Source organism: Cellvibrio sp. 25HG11W-0 (assembly GCF_057815475.1).
Map to the genome: position 1 here is coordinate 2011573 of NZ_CM174230.1, position 16298 is coordinate 2027870.

A 16298-nucleotide genomic window follows, 5' to 3' on the forward strand; every position below is an offset into this window, starting at 1 on the left:
GGTAATGAATTGAGAGGCGGGTTTATGGCAGAAAAGTACATATCGACTACGGCTTTGGGGCGCTTACTGGGCAAGGAAAGTAAGGAATTGTTTATTCTACTGACCGGCGGTGGCTGGATTTTGAAAGTCGATCATCATTGGCAGCTCACGGAAAAGGGACGATTTGAGGGGGGGATTTATGTTAATCATCCCAAATATGGCGAGTACATTGCTTGGCCGGAAAGTATTCAGCAACATCAGCTGCTCAAGTTGCTGCCTGAGGCGCCTTTAACGGCAACTCAGTTAGGCCATAAGTGGGAGCTGCCTGCGCGATTGGTGAATTTATTACTCGCAGAGCGAAAATTGATAAAAAAGCATATTCGCGGTTGGCTGCTAACGGCGGAAGGTAAACGTTTGGGGGGGCAGCAACATACTGCCGAAGCCTCGGGTATTCCATTTGTGACTTGGCCCGAAAGCCTTATAGATGAGTCGCAATTATTAGCATCGGTGCGCCAGCTGCAAGGCGATGAATCTTTAGCTGGGCAGCCGACCTTGGACGGCCATAGTGTAAATGGCGCCTTGCAGCGTCGATTAGATAACTGGTTTTATTTGGCGGCGGTTGTACATGCGCGCAACTACTCAGTGCTCTGGGAATTGGAGACAATAAAGGCGGACTTTTATCTGCCGGACGCGCAACTCTGTGTTGAGGTCTGGGCTGATGCGTTAGTAGGTAATTCAAATCATCTTGGTGTTATAGCGGCGGAGCTGGATAAATACGGGCACTATAAAAAACACGGTGTGAAATATATCGAGTTTCGCACTGAAAACATTCAACAAATTGATGAGATCATTGCGCGTGAACTGCTGCAGTGCGGCATCGCCATTTATTAAAACTGGGAGTATCTATGGCAAGTGTATTTAGTTTGATTATGGCGGGAAAAATCCCGGGGAATTTTGTTTGGCAGGATGATATTGCCGTGGCAATTTTAACGATTCAGCCTATTCGCGATGGCCATGTGCTGGTTATTCCGCGCGAAGAAATTGATCAGTGGAGTGACTTGCCGCTCGCTACTATGGCGCATTTGTCGCAGGTGAGTCATAAAATTGCCAATGCGCTTAAGGTGCTCTTTCCGGCGCAGCGGGTAGGTATGATGATTGCTGGATTAGAAGTTCCTCATACGCATATCCATTTGGTGCCAATGGATTCCATGGAGGATTTGAGTTTTGCGTTTGCAAAAAATGCGGAGGCTACCCACTTGCAGCAGCTTGCAGAGCGTATTCGCAATGAGCTGCAGCAGCAAGGGCATTTAGAGTCTAGGGTGTAATTTAATCGTTGAGTTTCGCGAGGAGTATATCGCGCGCTTGATTGATTTTACTGGCGAGATAATCGCTACCACCATGATCAGGATGAAGTTTTTGTATAAGTTGTTTATGTGCTTGCACAATAATTTCACGCGCGCTCTTAGCTGAACCATTCGACGTGTCGGGCGTTGGTGGGTGATTAAATGTCATTAGGGTGTTGGGGTCTAATGTGCCTTGTAGTCCGAGTATCTCTAGTGCCTCGCGAATACTTATTTGTGAGGGTGTTTCTACTTGAGTGGGTTGTTTATGTTTGAGCCAAAGCGGTAACAATTGTGGAACAAACCCTAATGCGCCCCGTAGAAAGGGGAGCAGTGCACCCAATAATGCACCCACCCAATGCATGCGGCCGGTAACCACTAAGAGTATTAATAGCCCGAAAAATAATACCGTTGCTAATTGCCATAAGGCTTTTTTCTGTTGGGTGCGATAATTTTGTCGAAACTTTCCAATCCCAATAATGCATAAGGTCAGTATGACGGCGACGAGCAGTAGTTTGAACATAAGAGCCTCTAGTCAGTTGTATTTAGCATAAAGCAATTTCATGAACTAAAGAAATATAAATGAGCGCTTGTTTGCTGGTGCGAGTGGTAACACACGGAAGGAAATGGCCTTATTTAGTAATCTATACTTTTGGGTATTGGATTGGGCGTGAGGAAAGAGGTTTGCCTACAATAACAGGCTTCTTTCTAATGGCTAAAGACTGAATATAGCCAATAGTTATTTTTTGACACTCTGTGGATACTTCGTGTTATGTATAAATACGTTGACGATTACCTAGTTGATTGGCGCTATTGTAACTGTGTATGGTTATTGTTGGCTGCGTTATTACTTACCTCTTGTGGTGGTGCCAGTAGCGGTTCGGGAAATACATTCCTCGCACAATCGAGCAGCCAATCTCTAGTGCAGGCACAGACCAGTGCCTTCCCAAGCTCGGTAAGCGCGAGTTTGTCGAGCCGTAGTCTTTCACCACTTGTGTCTTCTTCTCATAGCTCTAGCCTTATTGTTGCTGGGCCCCTTCAGTTGAGTGGAGTAGTGAGTTATGACTACGTGCCCCATAATAGTAATTACATTGGATTAAACTATGCTGCAACCGAAATTCGTCCAGGGCGAGGATTAGTTGTTGAGCTTGTGGATGATAAAGATAATCTCTTTGCCGCAACGCAAACCGATAATTTTGGTCATTATAGTTTTAATGTGCAGCAAAACCAGTTGGTCCGTGTCAGAGTTAAAGCTCAATTACAACAAAGCACTTTACCAACGTGGGATGTGAAAGTTGTAGATAACACCCAAAAAAATCAGCTTTATGTGATGGCGGGTACGCTAGCCTCTACAGGCAATCTGTCGTCGCAGCGCAATTTACATGCGTTATCCGGCTGGGTAAACGATAGCTATCAGCAATTGCGCGTGGCTGCACCTTTTGCGATATTGGATACTATTTATACTGGGCTGCAGCGCATGTCGGACGCGGGTCATCAAACCAATTTTACGCCCCTATCAATAGGGTGGAGCAGCCAAAATAAGCCTGCAGATGGCGATATTTCTTTGGGTGAAATTTCCACGAGTTATTTTGATGGTGCTGCTATTTATCTACTTGGCGATGCTAATAATGATACTGATGAATATGACCCTGATGTGATACTGCATGAATGGAGCCATTATGTAGAGGCGCTATTCTCTCGTTCAGATTCACCGGGCGGTGATCATAGCTATGGTGACAGGCTTGATTTTCGGGTTGCCATGGCAGAAGGCTATGCCAATGCATTCGCCGCAATACTACTTAACGACCCAATCTACCGTGACACCAATGGTGCTCGCCAAACCAATGGCTTTTTTTATGACTTGCGCCGAAAGAATCATACGGTACGTGGTTGGTATGCTGAGGCATCAATAGAATCTGTACTTTACAATTATTATGCCGATGCGATTGAAAAATCCCCATTTGAGCTGGTCGATATTTTAACGATTTTAAAGTCCAGTCGCTATGCTAATAGCGATGCTATGGTCTCCATTTTTTTGTTTGCTCAGATGTTGCGTGAACTTAAGCCGGAGCATGCACCGCTGTTTAATCGTTTATTGCAAGAGCAAAATATTTTTGTAACCGATGAGTACGGACAAGGCGAAAGTAACTCGGGCGGCACACAAAATGTATTACCTCTCTACAAGACATTAAATGCCAATGGCATGAGCATTAATGTTTGCAGCACTAATAGCTATGGAAACTTCAATAAGCTGGGCAATAGTCAGTTTGCGAAGTTACAAATAACCAGTGCTGGAACCTATAAGCTTACTGCTCGTCAACAGGGTACTAGCTTGATTAACTCTGATCCTGACATGATTATTTACAGCAAAGGGAATGTGGTAATGAGCGCATTTGGTGCGGCGGAAAATCAGGAAAGTGTGAGTGTTTTCTTAGCGGTAGGTACCTATATTCTTGAACTGTTTGAGGCACAAGTTCACGATGAGCTGGTGAGCGATGAGTTGCGTGCATGTTTCGATGTGAGTCTAGTGCGTAATTAAGATGTGAAACATTGGCAGATGCTCCTGTAGTTGTGATGGCTTCTAGTATCGTATTTTGGAGAATATATGAAATACATTGTGTTACTCGGTATGCTTTTTTTTGCGGGCTGTACACCTCAATCTGAGCAAGAAAAAATAGGATTACAGCAGCCCCTTGCAAAACCTGAGTTAAAGTATATTAGGGCTAAGCCTGGTGCAGATGTCAATCTTGCCACCCGTGACCCATTTGCGGTGCCGTTGGCGACAACGGTTGCTGTGCAATTAGATCTGCAGACTGGGGCCGAGCAGGGCTCTATGAATCTAGATGTTTCTACGAGTAAAGATTTGGTGTTAATTTCACCGACGACTGAATTTAGCTTTGACTTAAATTCATCAAAAACTTATCCCGTAATTTTACAGGTGAAGGCGTTGAGTGTTGGGCGTCACTATGTGAATTTACATATCCAAACTTTGGTTGATGGCTATAAATCCAGCAGAGTTTTGGCAGCCATAATAGAAGTGGCCGGTCCCACCCCGAATACGCAGGATGTCAATAGACTGCTTAAGAAGCAAACCACTTCTGCCGAGCAGAGTAGTAGCGATTTGATTATTCTCCCTGCGCAAGAAACCATTGTCTCTCCCTAGATAAAAGACTGCTTTGTCGATTTTTAGTTATAATGCCCCCATTATTTTCTTTTATTTGATTGAGGTCTTGTAATGACAGTCCAACGCTTGCCCGCAGAATGGGAGCCTCAGGATGCAGTGCTCTTGACATGGCCCCACCGTCAAACAGATTGGAATTGGATTCTTGAGGAAGTGACCGAGCTTTATGAAGCGCTCGCCACCGTTATTTGTGATTATGCAGATCTCATTATTGCACTCCCAGAGGCTGAGATTACGAAGGTACGTGAACGCCTTGAGGCCATGGGCGCAGAAATGGATTACATTGCATTTTATCCCTGTGAGACAAATGATACTTGGGCGCGCGATCATGGTCCGCTTACGGTTGTCACGTCTCAAGGGCTCAAATTGTTAGATTTTCAATTTAATGGCTGGGGCGGGAGATTCGCGAGTGATTTAGACAATCAAATTACACAACATTTGTTTTCTCAACAGGCATTTCCGCAAGCAACCCTCGAGACTATGGACTGGGTGCTTGAAGGCGGTTCTGTTGAAACGGACGGCCGCGGTACGCTGTTAACCACAGCCGCTTGTCTGCTTAATAAAAACCGCAATCCTACTCTAAGCAAAGCTGACCTTGAAGTTCGGTTAAAAGCCGCATTTGGTGTGACTAAAGTTAATTGGTTACATCACGGGTATTTGGCAGGAGACGATACTGATAGCCATATTGATACCTTGGCACGACTCTGCCCTAACAATATTATTGTATATACGGCTTGTGATGATGAGACTGACGAACATTACGCAGAATTAAAATTAATGGAGGCAGAGTTGCAATCCATGACGGACGCTGAAGGATTACCCTATAGCTTAATGCCACTGCCTTGGCCTGGTGTGGTTTTAAATGATGACGATGAACCTTTGCCCGCAACCTATGCTAATTTCCTCATTATCAATGAAGCGGTTCTCGTGCCACTTTATGATTTGCCTAGTGATGAATATGCATTGGAGGTGATTTTCCAAGCTTTTCCTGGTTATGAAATTTTGGGGATTCCTTGCTCAACTTTAATTGAGCAGGGCGGAAGTTTACACTGCATAACCATGCAAATTCCTGAGGGTGTATTGCAATTTATTTAATCTCTGCATTTTTATTTTTAATGGGTTTGAAAAGTGAGTCAGTTAAAACAACTTAATGTAGGCATAGTGCAGCAATCTTGCGGTGCAGATCTCAGCGCAAATCTAGAAAAATCGATTGTACAAATTCGTCAGGCCGCAGCAAAGGGGGCGCAACTTGTTGTACTGCAAGAGCTGCATCGCGGATTGTATTTTTGCCAGCAGGAGTCAACAGATGAATTTGATCTTGCAGAATCCATTCCCGGTCCAAGCACCGATCGTTTGGGCAGCTTAGCTCAAGAGTTGGATATAGTTATTGTTGCCTCTCTATTTGAGCGCCGTGCCGCTGGGCTGCATCATAATACTGCCGTAGTGTTAGAGCGCGATGGCAGCATAGCGGGAAAATATCGCAAAATGCATATTCCCGACGATCCTGGGTTTTATGAGAAATTTTATTTCACTCCCGGTGATATAGGTTTTGAACCTATATCAACAAGTTTAGGCAAACTGGGAATTTTAGTCTGTTGGGATCAATGGTTTCCCGAGGCGGCGCGGTTAATGGCTATGGCAGGGGCTGAGTTATTAATATATCCCACCGCTATTGGCTGGGATCCACATGAAGATCCAACCGAAAAAGATCGTCAACGAGATGCTTGGGTTACGGTGCAAAGGGCTCATGCGATTGCTAATGGAGTGCCTGTAATTAGCGTGAATCGAGTAGGGCATGAGGCAGATCCGGCTGGAGGTGCGGGAATAAACTTTTGGGGTAGTAGCTTTGTTGCAGGGCCTCAAGGGGAGTTTTTATACCAAGCAACTAGCCAAAGCGAAGTTACCGATGTAGTCGCAATTGATATGACGCGAGGTGAGAAAGTACGACGTATTTGGCCGTATTTACGCGATCGCCGTATAGATTACTATGGTGATTTGCTTAAAATTTATCGTGATTAATTTATCCGTGGGTGTTTTTTGAACTCAATTGCTGTTTGTTGTCAGAGTTAAATCCTGAAAGGGCTCACTTTCGTAATACTGATGTTTCGACTAGACTCAAGCCAGTAGCAGACATTAAGAATACTTATGGAATCTTTGACATCTCCTCACCTTACTTCTGTACTCACCTGTCCTCACGGTGAGTCTTCTTGCCCCATTAGTGGTGAACTAACTCACTTGCAAAATGAGATTAGCTTTCTCAAAGAGCAGGTTCGTACAGATGCCTTAACGGGGCTTTATAACTATCGTTTTTTTGCCGATACCTTGCCGCTTGAAATGGAGCGTGCGCGTCGTTCTTTTCAGCCGTTATCGTTAATTTTATTGGATATTGATCACTTTAAATTATTCAATGATCGCTGGGGTCATGAGCTAGGTAACCAAGCACTACAACATATCTCCAATATGATTAATCTCACTGTTAGAAAGTTGGACTTCGTGTGTAGATTTGGTGGGGAGGAGTTCGTTATTATTTTACCTAATACGGATCTACGCCAAGCAGCGAATGTCGCTGAGCGTCTGTGTGAGGCTATATCGCTTTCTCCCTTAGCCAATGCCGACCTTGATCCTATTTCGATAACGGCAAGTTTAGGCGTGGATGAGTTTCGCACAAACCATATAGACACCCCAGAAGAGTTTTTAGCGCGTGTTGATGCTTGGCTTTACAAAGCCAAGCATGCCGGGCGTAACTGTGTAATGGGGCCTGTTCCAGTAGAAAGTGCTGTAGAATCATTGGTTACTAATGATGAGAAGGATGCACTTTTTGGTGCTTTTAACCTACCGCCCGATAAAAATTAAGGTAAAAATTCATGGTATTACCAGTTGTTGGTCATTTAGCGCCGGATTTTAGTTTGTTGAACCAAGCTGGGGATGTAGTGAGCCTTAGTGACTTCAAGGCCAAAAAAAATGTGTTGCTTTATTTCTATCCAAAAGCGGCGACGCCTGGCTGTACCGTGCAAGCTTGCGGTATTCGTGATTCACGTGCTGATTTTGATGCGTTAAACACGGTAGTGCTAGGGATTAGCCCTGATGCACCATCTAAGTTACAGAAATTTGTAGACAAACAATTGCTAAATTTTGATCTTCTTGCCGATGAAGATCATGCTATCGCTGAGCTTTATGGCGTTTGGGATTTAAAAAAATTTATGGGCCGTGAGTTTATGGGAGTAGTGCGTACTAGCTTCTTGATAGATAAAGAAGGTTGTGTTCGTTATGTGACTACTAAGGTCAAGACCAAGACTCATGATCAAGATATGCTGAGCATTATACGAAATGGCATTTAAAGTAGAATTAATATAATTGCAAGAAATAAAAAATAATTGTTTTGAATGAAAATTAAACGTTTATCACTTTGCTGTGAATAAAGTTCGTCTATAATCACCACTAGCTTAGCGACGGCTGAAATATCGCAGGTTTGGTTAGCCATAGATGGCTGCTGATAATTAATAACACACTCTAATCGATAGTTAATGCCCTTTTTGGCAAAGGAGACGCCTGCATGATTCAATTGCAACGCATATATCGCCTTAGCGATAGCGCTTCAGAAAACTCTTTTGATGGGTCTGAAATTAGATCTTACGAGGAGTATGTTGCATCTGCGGAAATACCTAAATATGAGGGTGTATCTGCGCGCGTATTAGATGCCTTGACCGCTAGGGTGGGCAGTGAAGATCTCTCTATTGATCGAATAGCTGAAGATGTAAAACTTTCTAAGCGCACTTTGCAGCGTCGCTTGCAGCAGCAGGCTGCAAATTTTGCTCAGTTACGCGATATTCTGCGTTTCCATTACGCTATTAGATATCTTATCGACGAGCATATGAGTGTCGATGCTGTATCTAAAGCGCTGGACTTCTCAGATCGCACTAGCTTTACGAATGCCTTCAAGCGTTGGACTGGCCTTTCTCCGAGTGTATTCCGCAAGTTATTCCGCGATTATGCCTGATGCTCTAATTCTTCGATTGTAGTGGTGCGCTAATTGCCTGAAATAAGCAAAACAGGTACAGTTAGCGCTCTTTATACTTCGAGGTTTGATTCATGAGTTTCTTTATTTCTTCTGCAATGGCCCAGACTCAGGGCGCGACAGCATCACAGGGTAGCCCGATGATCACCATACTAATGTTTGGTGGTATGTTTTTGTTCATGTATCTATTGATCATTCGCCCTCAGCGCAAACGTCAAAAAGAACATCAAAATCTCGTTTCTGCCTTAGGTAAAGGTGATGAAGTGATTATGACGAGCGGTATGTTGGGTAAGGTCGTCAAAGTTGATGATAGCTATGTGGTCCTAGAAACTGGCAATAACATAGAGCTTAAATTTCAGAAAGTTGCGGTACATGCAGTGCTGCCCAAGGGGACCATCAAGTCTATTGATGCAGCCTAGTTGCCAAAAATAGGGAGCTTCGGCTCCCTTTTCTTTTATGCCTCGCTAAACCCTTTAACACTTTCCTGCTTTAAATAATTAGGTGCATCGCTATGGAGCGTATTTCGAGCTTGGTCACTTGGCTTAATGGTGTTGTATGGGGTGTTCCCATGCTTATCTTGATTTTGGGTACCGGATTTATTTTGATGTTAATGCTTAAGGGGATGCCTTTGTTGCGTATTCCTATGGGGTTTCGATTGTTGTGGCAGGGACGCTCAAAAGGTGATGCATCGACTGGCGAGATAAGCCCATTTCAGGCACTGATGACGGGGCTTTCTGCAACTGTAGGCACAGGTAATATTGCGGGTGTAGCCACGGCTATTTTTTTAGGAGGCCCAGGGGCACTTTTTTGGATGTGGTGTACCGCATTGGTGGGTATGGCTACTAAGTATGCAGAAATAGTGTTATCCGTTCATTTTCGTGAGCGTGATGAGCAAGGTGAATTTATCGGTGGCCCCATGTACGCCATAAAAAATGGTTTGGGGAAATCTTGGGCGTGGCTCGGGTTTCTCTTTGCATTATTTGGTGGCTTGGCAGGTTTCGGGATTGGCAATATGGTGCAATCCAATAGTATGGCTGAGGTGTTGCATTCTACCTTTAAGCTGGAGCCTTGGATTACTGGGTTGGTGACTATGTTGGTGGTTGCTGCGGTCATACTGGGGGGGGTAAAGCGGATTGCGCGTGTTTCAGCTTCATTGGTTCCTTTTATGTGTGTTGGCTATGTGTTGATTGCATTGCTTCTGTTGATTTTACAATTTGATAAAGTTCCCCAAGCATTCGTATTGATTGTTTCTGAGGCGTTTACGCCAACAGCTGCTACGGGTGGCTTTGCAGGAGCTACGGTAATGATGGCTGTTCAGCATGGTGTGGCTCGTGGGATTTTTTCTAATGAAGCAGGCCTAGGTACGGCAGGTATTGCGCAGGCTGCGGGAACAACCCAGAGCCCCGTGCGCTCGGGGCTGATTGGGATGATCGGCACTTTTATCGATACTCTTATTATTTGCACTATGACCGGTTTGGTGATTGTGTGTTCTGGCGCTTGGACAAGTGGAGCGAATGGGCCAAGTCTGTCATCGGCAGCCTTCGAGGCGGTGCTGCCTGGTGTGGGCGGATATCTCGTGGCAATATCTTTAGTGATATTTACCTTTACTACCATTTTGGGGTGGAGTTATTACGGGGAGAAATGCTGGATTTATTTGCTGGGTCGCAAGGCGGTAATGCCTTTTAGGTTGTTGTGGGTTGTGGCTGTCTTTATCGGAACAGTCGTGAAGTTAGAATTTGTGTGGCTACTTGCAGATACTCTCAATGCACTTATGGCGGTTCCAAATTTAATAGCATTATTAGTGTTGAGTCCGGTAATTATCCAGCTGACCAAAAAATATTTTGCTACAAAGGAATCTTAATTGTTTTGAGTTGGTTAAATTAGAGGCAATTGGTGGGGCGGGGGAGACCGGCAATTTTGCTGGCTATTCGTGCGGGGCTGGGGGGGAAAAGCTGCATTAAATAGATGCTGCGTCCTTTCTCTTTTCCTAGCTGTACTTCGGTAAATTTTACCAGCGCACGCATTGCCGGTGAGAGTTGATATTCATTATAGAATTTACGTAATAAAAATATAATTTCCCAGTGCTCGGGTGTGAGCTGAATATTCTCTTCATCTGCGAGCTGCATTGCAACTTGCTCATTCCAGTCGTTGAGATCTTGCAGGTAGCCATTTTTGTCGGTGGCTATTATTTGACGAGAATTTACAATCAATGACATTTCAATACCAGCTTTGAACGCAGCGATGTTCAATGCTGAGTTTTACAAATCCATCATAGTCGATCAGTTGAATGTTGGGCTGTACTTTTTCGCTCAAGCCTCGTGCTTTTATGTCGCCATTCAGTGCGAATACTTTAACCCCTCGCTTAATCAAGCTTTGCAATTCTTCGGCGCCAGGTGCGCCTGAAATCGCGCAAAAAACTCCATCTTCCAGTAGTAATATTCCATCGGCATTCATACACACAGACAGGCAGGAGCTTAGGGTATTGTGTGCAAAGGAGGATTTGTTCAGGGTGTGAAGTGTGCTCATACTAAAAGCTCAAGAGATGGTCTTGTTGACTAAAAAGTTCGCCAATCTGTGTGTTATTGACTGCTTGTATTTGATCGACTGCCAGCTCTTCCATGGTTATTTTTCTCTGCGTAAGAGACTCGCTGTGTACAAATAGCTTCTCAATGCCGTAAAGGGGCAGTGCCGCAAGCATGGAACTGAAACTTTTTTGATGAATATCCTCTGCAGCTTGATTTTGCAGCAATTGAAATACACCATCATCCATAAACAAAATACTGAGGTCCTGATCATAAGCTGAGGCGGCTAAAGCAGCATCAAGCGCTTCCTTGGCTAGGCTTGAACCATAGGGGCTGTGCCGGCTTATCAAAAGAATTTTTGAGGGCATGATCAGGGGCCAAAGGTGATGAGTCGGTCAGAGTATACCGCGGCATCGACCAATTGTCCGAGGCCGCTAATGCTGAATTCTTGGGCTAAATTATCTGACACCTTGTCGTAACGTTGTGCCTCTTCGTGATTGATGATGCCGCGTCGAAGTGCAGATGCAATACAGACAACGGCATCTAATTTGAATTGATCTATAAGTAGCTGCCACGCGCGGGGAAGATTTAATTCATCCTGTGGGGGGGCGGCTATCGATGTGGCGTTGTGTACACCCTCGTGATAAAAAAATAAGCGATGTAATTTATGCCCCTGGCTTAGTAGTGTTTTGGCGAATTCGTATGCGCTGTGGCTTGCTTGGGAACTATAGGGTGCAGAGTAAATTGCAAGACTGAAGACCATATTATTCAAGCCTGTGCTGAAAAAAGAAAGGCTCCAAGAGGAGCCTTGTGAAAATTGAGTAGTGGTTAGTCGTCGTTCATTACACCAAGAATATGTAACAGGCTGGTAAACATATTGACGATAGCAAGATAAAGACTGGTGGTGGCCAATAAATAATTTGTTTCTCCACCGTGAATAATTTCGCTTGTTTGGTACAAAATCAAGGCAGACATTAACAGGATAACGCCAGCGGACAGGGCAAGGCTTAACCCCGAAAATGCATAACCAAAAAATGAGGCGCCTATCAAAAAGACCATAATTAAAAGCATAAGTATCATGCCTGCCGCGATAAATCCGCCGAGAAAACTAAAGTCTTTACGTGAAGTAAGTACATAAGCTGAGAGACCTATAAACACAAAAGCAGTGCCGCCCAACGCTTGCGTGATAATACTTGAGCCATTGGTAAATGTGAGGTATTTATTCAAAATTGGACCGAGCCCTGCACCTATAAGGCCGGTAAAGGCAAAAACAACCAATAAACCGCTTGCTGAGTTAGCAGTTCTCGGCAGTACGAACCAAATGAGCCCCATGGCTATGATGCTCATAATAAAGCCTGCACCGTGTCCAAGATTGGCTGCCATAGATAGGGCTGCACAAACTGCACTAAATGCAAGTGTAATACCTAGAAGCATGTAGGTATTGCGCAATACCTTATGGGTTGCTAGTTGCGTATTGGCATAGCTCGGTTGAGCATGAGAAATATCGTTCATGGGCATTACTCCGTTATGGGTGAATGTTTTTGAAGTCCAGTGTCAAAACTGCTAAAGATAATACAAAGCTGAAGCTGTAAAGCCAAGTATTCAATATGAAATTAGCATTACGAACATAATTTGGGCGTGATTAGTATTTTGGAGCTGTTTTGGTGGAAAAAGTTTCATTCTAGTGTGAGGAGCAGGATACAGTGAATCGCATAAAGAAAAAAGGCGCTAGATTTCTCTAGCGCCTTTTTAATTATGGCGGAAGGGCAGGGATTTGAACCCTGGGTGGGCTATAAACCCACGCCGGTTTTCAAGACCGGTGCATTAAACCACTCTGCCACCCTTCCGAGTGCCGCAGATTATACAGAGCTTTTTTCAATGAGCAAGCTGCTATTACAGTTTTTTTAATTTAAATTGCTGATTGAAAAAAGAGTGGATTATTTTTAAACAAAAAAACCGAATTGTTTCCAATTCGGTTTTTTTGTTAGTTTTTTCGCGGATTAATAATCGTATCTTTTTCGCTTGCTAATCACTGCTAGATTGCTTTTTTGAGCGCGGGTCATTCGATGGCCGGCTTAGGGCGCGAGGAATGTGATCTACGCTAGGTGGCAAGCTGGTATCGAGTGAGTTTGACGTTTGCGGCGTAATGGTTTCTGTCAAAATTGTAACCTGACTAATAGGTTTTGGTCTTTGACGTGGATCATTGGTCGCGCGAGCTGGTGCTTCGTTGGCATCTGTTGGTGCGTCAATAGTTGTAGTTGTTAGGTGTTGTGTAACTTCAGCTTTCGGAGCGGCGATTTCTTGTTCCGCAGTATCTGTGCCCGGCGTTGATTTGCTGGCAGGTATATGTTCGACAACTTGAACGTCTACTGCCATTTGTTCCGTTTTGGCTTCGGTGGCGGTGCTCTCAGTTTTTTGGGTCGCAAAATTGTCATTAACTTCTTCAGTTAAAGATGATTCCGAGGCTTTGGCTGTTTCGGTAACGGCGGCAATCAGCGGGGCGGTGGCTGGCGTAGTAATAGTTGCCGTGTCATCGTTTTGCGTTGCTGCTGCGTCACTGGTAAAAGCCAAAGCGGGATCGGCAACTTTGGTTGCTTGAACTTGCTGTTCGTGTTCTGCGATTGCAGCAGAAATTTGTTGTGCCAATTGCGCAGCTTCACTTAACACTTTAGGCTCTTCTTTGCTTGCAGTGCTTGCAGTGCTTGCAGTGCTTGCAGTGCTTGCAGTGCTTGCAGTGCTTGCGGGAGCAGTGTTCTCGCTAGAATCTAGTGTGCTTTCGGTGTCGTTGGCGTCACGACGACCGCGGCGACGTTGTTGGGAGCGGGTGCGACGACCTGAAGGGCGCTTTGCGGGTCTTTGATCATCAAATTCTTCTGTTGCTTCGGCGGTCTCAGCGGCGAGATTAGTTGTTTCTATAACACTCGGGGTGGCTTCCTCTTTCGCAGGTGCTGGGCGGCGATTGTTATCGCGCTCCCCGCGTTGACTGCGATTGCGGCCTTGGCGGTTTTCTGTCTCGCCACTTTGAGCTTCGCGATTTTCTCTTGGCTCGCGTGGTTCGCGATTGTTGCGTGGATTGCGAGTTTCGGTTTTTTCTTGATCCTTCACCGGCTTCGTTTCAGTATTGGTGCGTGGCTCAAGGTTGTCGCGTAATTCACGGTCGTCTTTACGGTCGCGATCGCGGCGATTACGTGTGTCGCGGCGATTGCGATTACCGGTATTTTTACGTGGGTCGCGCTTGGTGTCGCGCTTGGTGTTTTTGCTGTCGTCTTCGCTGTCGGAGGAGAACAGCTGAGAGATGGCTTTGATCACGCGGTTCAATATGCTTGGTATGACAATTGGTGTGGCAGCAGGAGCGGGCTGGCTAGGGGCTGTGGGCTGTACTGCAGGTTTCGGCGCAACGAAGGGCTTTGCTTTCATTTCTGCCTCGTCGTCCTTTGCTTCATCGGTGTGAGCCTGAATTTTATAGCTTGTTTCAAGAGTTCCTTCGTCATCATCGCGCAGGCGTTGAAGCTCAAAATGAGGGGTCATAAGCTCTGCGCTAGGCACGACTACAACGCGAGTGTGGTTGCGAGACTCGATACTGGAAATGGTTTTGCGTTTCTCGTTCAGCAGGTAAGTTGCAACAGAAACGGGGCATATGGCGCGAATTTCGGCACTGCGTTCTTTTTGGGCTTCATCTTCAACAAGGCGTAGTATCGACAGTGCCAAAGAGCGAGTGCTGCGAATAGTGCCTTGACCATCACAGCGTGGGCAGCTTTTTGAGTGGGTTTCGCCCAGTGATGGGCGCAGGCGTTGGCGCGACATTTCGAGCAGACCAAAGCGTGAAATACGGCCAATTTGCACGCGTGCTCTGTCCATGAGTAGAGCGTCGCGCACGCGATTTTCAACTTCGCGTTGGTTGCGCACGGGCTGCATGTCGATAAAGTCAATTACCACTAGGCCGCCCATGTCGCGCAGGCGCAATTGGCGTGCGATTTCATCGGCTGCTTCTAGGTTTGTTTGCAGTGCGGTTTCTTCAATGTCGCCGCCTTTGGTGGCGCGTGATGAGTTAATGTCGATGGCAACCAAGGCTTCGGTTACATCAATAACAATAGAGCCGCCGGAGGGTAGTTTCACTTCGCGCTGAAATGCGGTTTCGATTTGTGACTCTATTTGGTAGCGGTTGAAGAGTGGTATGTCGTCTTCGTAGAGTTTTACTTTGCTTCTGAAGTTGGGCATAACTTGCTGAATAAAACCAGCTGCAAGGTCAAATGCTTCTTTGTTGTCTACGATCACTTCGCCGACATCTTGGCGAAGATAGTCGCGAATGGCGCGAATAATGACGTTACTTTCTTGGAATAAAAAATTGGGTGCTGGTGCACTTTTGGCGGCGACTTCGATAGAGTCCCAAAGTTGCATTAAGTAATTGAGGTCCCATTGTAGTTCTTCAGAGCTGCGACCTACACCTGCAGTACGGATGATGACACCCATTCCCTGTGGTACTTCTACAGAGCCAAGTGCATCCTTAAGTTCAGCGCGATCTTCGCCTTCAATGCGGCGAGATATGCCGCCGGCGCGAGGGTTGTTGGGCATAAGTACGAGATAGCGACCAGCGAGGCTGATAAAGGTGGTGAGGGCGGCGCCTTTATTGCCACGCTCTTCCTTGTCAATTTGCACTATAACTTCTGTGCCTTCTTTGAGGACATCCTTGATTTTGACGCGACCGTCGCTTTCACCAGGGTTTTTGCTGAAGTATTCGCGTGAAATTTCTTTCAGGGGGAGAAAGCCGTGGCGCTCAGCGCCGTAATCCACAAATGCGGCTTCGAGACTGGGCTCAACGCGGGTGATACGGCCTTTGTAAATATTGGATTTTTTTTGTTCGCGGTTGCGGTTTTCGATGTCTAGATCGTAAAGCCATTGACCGTCGACCAGTGCTACGCGCAACTCTTCGGGTTGAGTTGCATTAATGAGCATTCTTTTCATGTGTTACCTAATTGTGAGAGTTTGCGTATGGCAAACCTTACAATCAGCGTTAGCACTGTACTGTTTTGTGCAACCTTATGGACTGCTGCGCTACTTTGGGTGCTCGCAACAGCGGTTGGTGAAGGCACTTGGGTCTAGCTCAAGAAGCATCGCTTTGCAGCGGCTTGATGCTTTAGGCCACACTCTTTGATGGAAGAGGGCACTTCATTTGGCTCATGGTTTAGGCTTAACCTTGGTTTGGGCCTATCTATTTGTTCGTTGCTCGCTGGTATTCCCTGCGAGCGATTTGAATTCGGGGC

Annotated in this window: 18 protein-coding genes and 1 tRNA gene; 11 read left to right on the top strand and 8 right to left on the bottom strand. The window is 45.6% G+C overall.

Features of this window, described 5'->3' with window-relative positions:
• The first annotated feature begins 24 nt into the window (after nt 1–24).
• Together AC0KUT_RS08255 and AC0KUT_RS08260 are read left to right on the top strand one after the other, a co-directional pair.
• Nucleotides 25–870 (top strand): 4-alpha-glucanotransferase, encoded by an 846-nt coding sequence (locus AC0KUT_RS08255; RefSeq protein WP_488835014.1) that lies wholly within the window; start codon nt 25–27, stop codon nt 868–870.
• Between the two features lie 14 nt (nt 871–884).
• Nucleotides 885–1304: an HIT family protein gene (locus AC0KUT_RS08260; protein WP_488835015.1), complete on the top strand. Its 420-nt coding sequence runs from the start codon at nt 885–887 to the stop codon at nt 1302–1304.
• 1 nt (nt 1305) lies between these two features.
• Here AC0KUT_RS08260 and AC0KUT_RS08265 read toward each other — a convergent pair whose 3' ends face one another.
• Complete coding sequence (locus AC0KUT_RS08265; protein WP_488835017.1) at nt 1306–1842, bottom strand: J domain-containing protein; 537 nt, start codon at nt 1840–1842, stop codon at nt 1306–1308.
• A gap of 249 nt (nt 1843–2091) precedes the next feature.
• On the opposite strand from AC0KUT_RS08265, the gene AC0KUT_RS08270 reads away from it, so the two are divergent.
• The 9 genes from AC0KUT_RS08270 (at nt 2092) to AC0KUT_RS08310 (ending at nt 10376) form a co-directional block, all read left to right on the top strand.
• On the top strand, nt 2092–3858 hold the full coding sequence (locus AC0KUT_RS08270) for a hypothetical protein (protein ID WP_488835019.1): 1767 nt from the start codon (nt 2092–2094) through the stop codon (nt 3856–3858).
• Between the two features lie 66 nt (nt 3859–3924).
• On the top strand, nt 3925–4482 hold the full coding sequence (locus AC0KUT_RS08275) for a hypothetical protein (RefSeq protein WP_488835020.1): 558 nt from the start codon (nt 3925–3927) through the stop codon (nt 4480–4482).
• A 72-nt stretch (nt 4483–4554) separates the two neighbouring features.
• Nucleotides 4555–5595 (top strand): agmatine deiminase family protein, encoded by a 1041-nt coding sequence (locus AC0KUT_RS08280; RefSeq protein ID WP_488835023.1) that lies wholly within the window; start codon nt 4555–4557, stop codon nt 5593–5595.
• Between the two features lie 33 nt (nt 5596–5628).
• Nucleotides 5629–6519, top strand: coding sequence for a carbon-nitrogen hydrolase (locus tag AC0KUT_RS08285; protein WP_488835026.1), 891 nt, complete (start codon nt 5629–5631; stop codon nt 6517–6519).
• A gap of 126 nt (nt 6520–6645) precedes the next feature.
• On the top strand, nt 6646–7353 hold the full coding sequence (locus AC0KUT_RS08290) for a GGDEF domain-containing protein (RefSeq protein ID WP_488835028.1): 708 nt from the start codon (nt 6646–6648) through the stop codon (nt 7351–7353).
• Nucleotides 7354–7364: 11 nt separating this feature from the next.
• Nucleotides 7365–7838 carry a thioredoxin-dependent thiol peroxidase gene (gene bcp, locus AC0KUT_RS08295; protein ID WP_488835029.1) on the top strand — a complete coding sequence of 158 codons (474 nt, stop codon included), beginning with the start codon at nt 7365–7367 and terminating at the stop codon, nt 7836–7838.
• A 215-nt stretch (nt 7839–8053) separates the two neighbouring features.
• Nucleotides 8054–8497 (top strand): helix-turn-helix domain-containing protein, encoded by a 444-nt coding sequence (locus AC0KUT_RS08300; RefSeq protein WP_488835032.1) that lies wholly within the window; start codon nt 8054–8056, stop codon nt 8495–8497.
• Between the two features lie 92 nt (nt 8498–8589).
• Complete coding sequence (gene yajC, locus AC0KUT_RS08305; protein WP_488835033.1) at nt 8590–8934, top strand: preprotein translocase subunit YajC; 345 nt, start codon at nt 8590–8592, stop codon at nt 8932–8934.
• A gap of 92 nt (nt 8935–9026) precedes the next feature.
• Entirely contained in the window at nt 9027–10376 is a 1350-nt protein-coding gene (locus AC0KUT_RS08310) for an alanine/glycine:cation symporter family protein (RefSeq protein ID WP_488835035.1), read from the top strand.
• 19 nt (nt 10377–10395) lie between these two features.
• Here AC0KUT_RS08310 and AC0KUT_RS08315 read toward each other — a convergent pair whose 3' ends face one another.
• The 7 genes from AC0KUT_RS08315 to rne all read right to left on the bottom strand — a co-directional run bounded on the left by AC0KUT_RS08315 (nt 10396) and on the right by rne (nt 15999).
• On the bottom strand, nt 10396–10731 hold the full coding sequence (locus AC0KUT_RS08315) for a TusE/DsrC/DsvC family sulfur relay protein (RefSeq protein ID WP_488835036.1): 336 nt from the start codon (nt 10729–10731) through the stop codon (nt 10396–10398).
• Between the two features lies 1 nt (nt 10732).
• Complete coding sequence (gene tusB, locus AC0KUT_RS08320; protein ID WP_488835039.1) at nt 10733–11041, bottom strand: sulfurtransferase complex subunit TusB; 309 nt, start codon at nt 11039–11041, stop codon at nt 10733–10735.
• A 1-nt stretch (nt 11042) separates the two neighbouring features.
• Nucleotides 11043–11405: a sulfurtransferase complex subunit TusC gene (gene tusC / locus AC0KUT_RS08325; RefSeq protein ID WP_488835042.1), complete on the bottom strand. Its 363-nt coding sequence runs from the start codon at nt 11403–11405 to the stop codon at nt 11043–11045.
• Between the two features lie 2 nt (nt 11406–11407).
• Nucleotides 11408–11800 (bottom strand): sulfurtransferase complex subunit TusD, encoded by a 393-nt coding sequence (gene tusD, locus AC0KUT_RS08330; protein WP_488835043.1) that lies wholly within the window; start codon nt 11798–11800, stop codon nt 11408–11410.
• A gap of 65 nt (nt 11801–11865) precedes the next feature.
• A complete protein-coding gene (locus tag AC0KUT_RS08335) occupies nt 11866–12549 on the bottom strand; it encodes a Bax inhibitor-1/YccA family protein (RefSeq protein ID WP_488835045.1) in 684 nt (227 codons plus the stop codon).
• A gap of 244 nt (nt 12550–12793) precedes the next feature.
• Nucleotides 12794–12884 (bottom strand) — tRNA-Ser (locus tag AC0KUT_RS08340).
• Nucleotides 12885–13062: 178 nt separating this feature from the next.
• Entirely contained in the window at nt 13063–15999 is a 2937-nt protein-coding gene (gene rne / locus AC0KUT_RS08345; protein ID WP_488835047.1) for a ribonuclease E, read from the bottom strand.
• Nucleotides 16000–16298: the final 299 nt, after the last annotated feature.

Excerpts from the sequence above, each read along its gene's own strand:
- AC0KUT_RS08315 (WP_488835036.1), bottom strand. The coding sequence starts at position 10,731 with ATGTCATTGATTGTAAATTCTCGTCAAATAATAGCCACCGACAAAAAT.
- tusC (WP_488835042.1), bottom strand. The coding sequence starts at position 11,405 with ATGCCCTCAAAAATTCTTTTGATAAGCCGGCACAGCCCCTATGGTTCA.
- AC0KUT_RS08280 (WP_488835023.1), top strand. The coding sequence starts at position 4,555 with ATGACAGTCCAACGCTTGCCCGCAGAATGGGAGCCTCAGGATGCAGTG.
- tusB (WP_488835039.1), bottom strand. The coding sequence starts at position 11,041 with ATGAGCACACTTCACACCCTGAACAAATCCTCCTTTGCACACAATACC.
- AC0KUT_RS08300 (WP_488835032.1), top strand. The coding sequence starts at position 8,054 with ATGATTCAATTGCAACGCATATATCGCCTTAGCGATAGCGCTTCAGAA.
- AC0KUT_RS08265 (WP_488835017.1), bottom strand. The coding sequence starts at position 1,842 with ATGTTCAAACTACTGCTCGTCGCCGTCATACTGACCTTATGCATTATT.
- AC0KUT_RS08275 (WP_488835020.1), top strand. The coding sequence starts at position 3,925 with ATGAAATACATTGTGTTACTCGGTATGCTTTTTTTTGCGGGCTGTACA.
- rne (WP_488835047.1), bottom strand. The coding sequence starts at position 15,999 with ATGAAAAGAATGCTCATTAATGCAACTCAACCCGAAGAGTTGCGCGTA.
- AC0KUT_RS08270 (WP_488835019.1), top strand. The coding sequence starts at position 2,092 with ATGTATAAATACGTTGACGATTACCTAGTTGATTGGCGCTATTGTAAC.
- AC0KUT_RS08255 (WP_488835014.1), top strand. The coding sequence starts at position 25 with ATGGCAGAAAAGTACATATCGACTACGGCTTTGGGGCGCTTACTGGGC.
- AC0KUT_RS08290 (WP_488835028.1), top strand. The coding sequence starts at position 6,646 with ATGGAATCTTTGACATCTCCTCACCTTACTTCTGTACTCACCTGTCCT.
- yajC (WP_488835033.1), top strand. The coding sequence starts at position 8,590 with ATGAGTTTCTTTATTTCTTCTGCAATGGCCCAGACTCAGGGCGCGACA.
- AC0KUT_RS08310 (WP_488835035.1), top strand. The coding sequence starts at position 9,027 with ATGGAGCGTATTTCGAGCTTGGTCACTTGGCTTAATGGTGTTGTATGG.
- AC0KUT_RS08260 (WP_488835015.1), top strand. The coding sequence starts at position 885 with ATGGCAAGTGTATTTAGTTTGATTATGGCGGGAAAAATCCCGGGGAAT.
- AC0KUT_RS08335 (WP_488835045.1), bottom strand. The coding sequence starts at position 12,549 with ATGAACGATATTTCTCATGCTCAACCGAGCTATGCCAATACGCAACTA.
- tusD (WP_488835043.1), bottom strand. The coding sequence starts at position 11,800 with ATGGTCTTCAGTCTTGCAATTTACTCTGCACCCTATAGTTCCCAAGCA.
- bcp (WP_488835029.1), top strand. The coding sequence starts at position 7,365 with ATGGTATTACCAGTTGTTGGTCATTTAGCGCCGGATTTTAGTTTGTTG.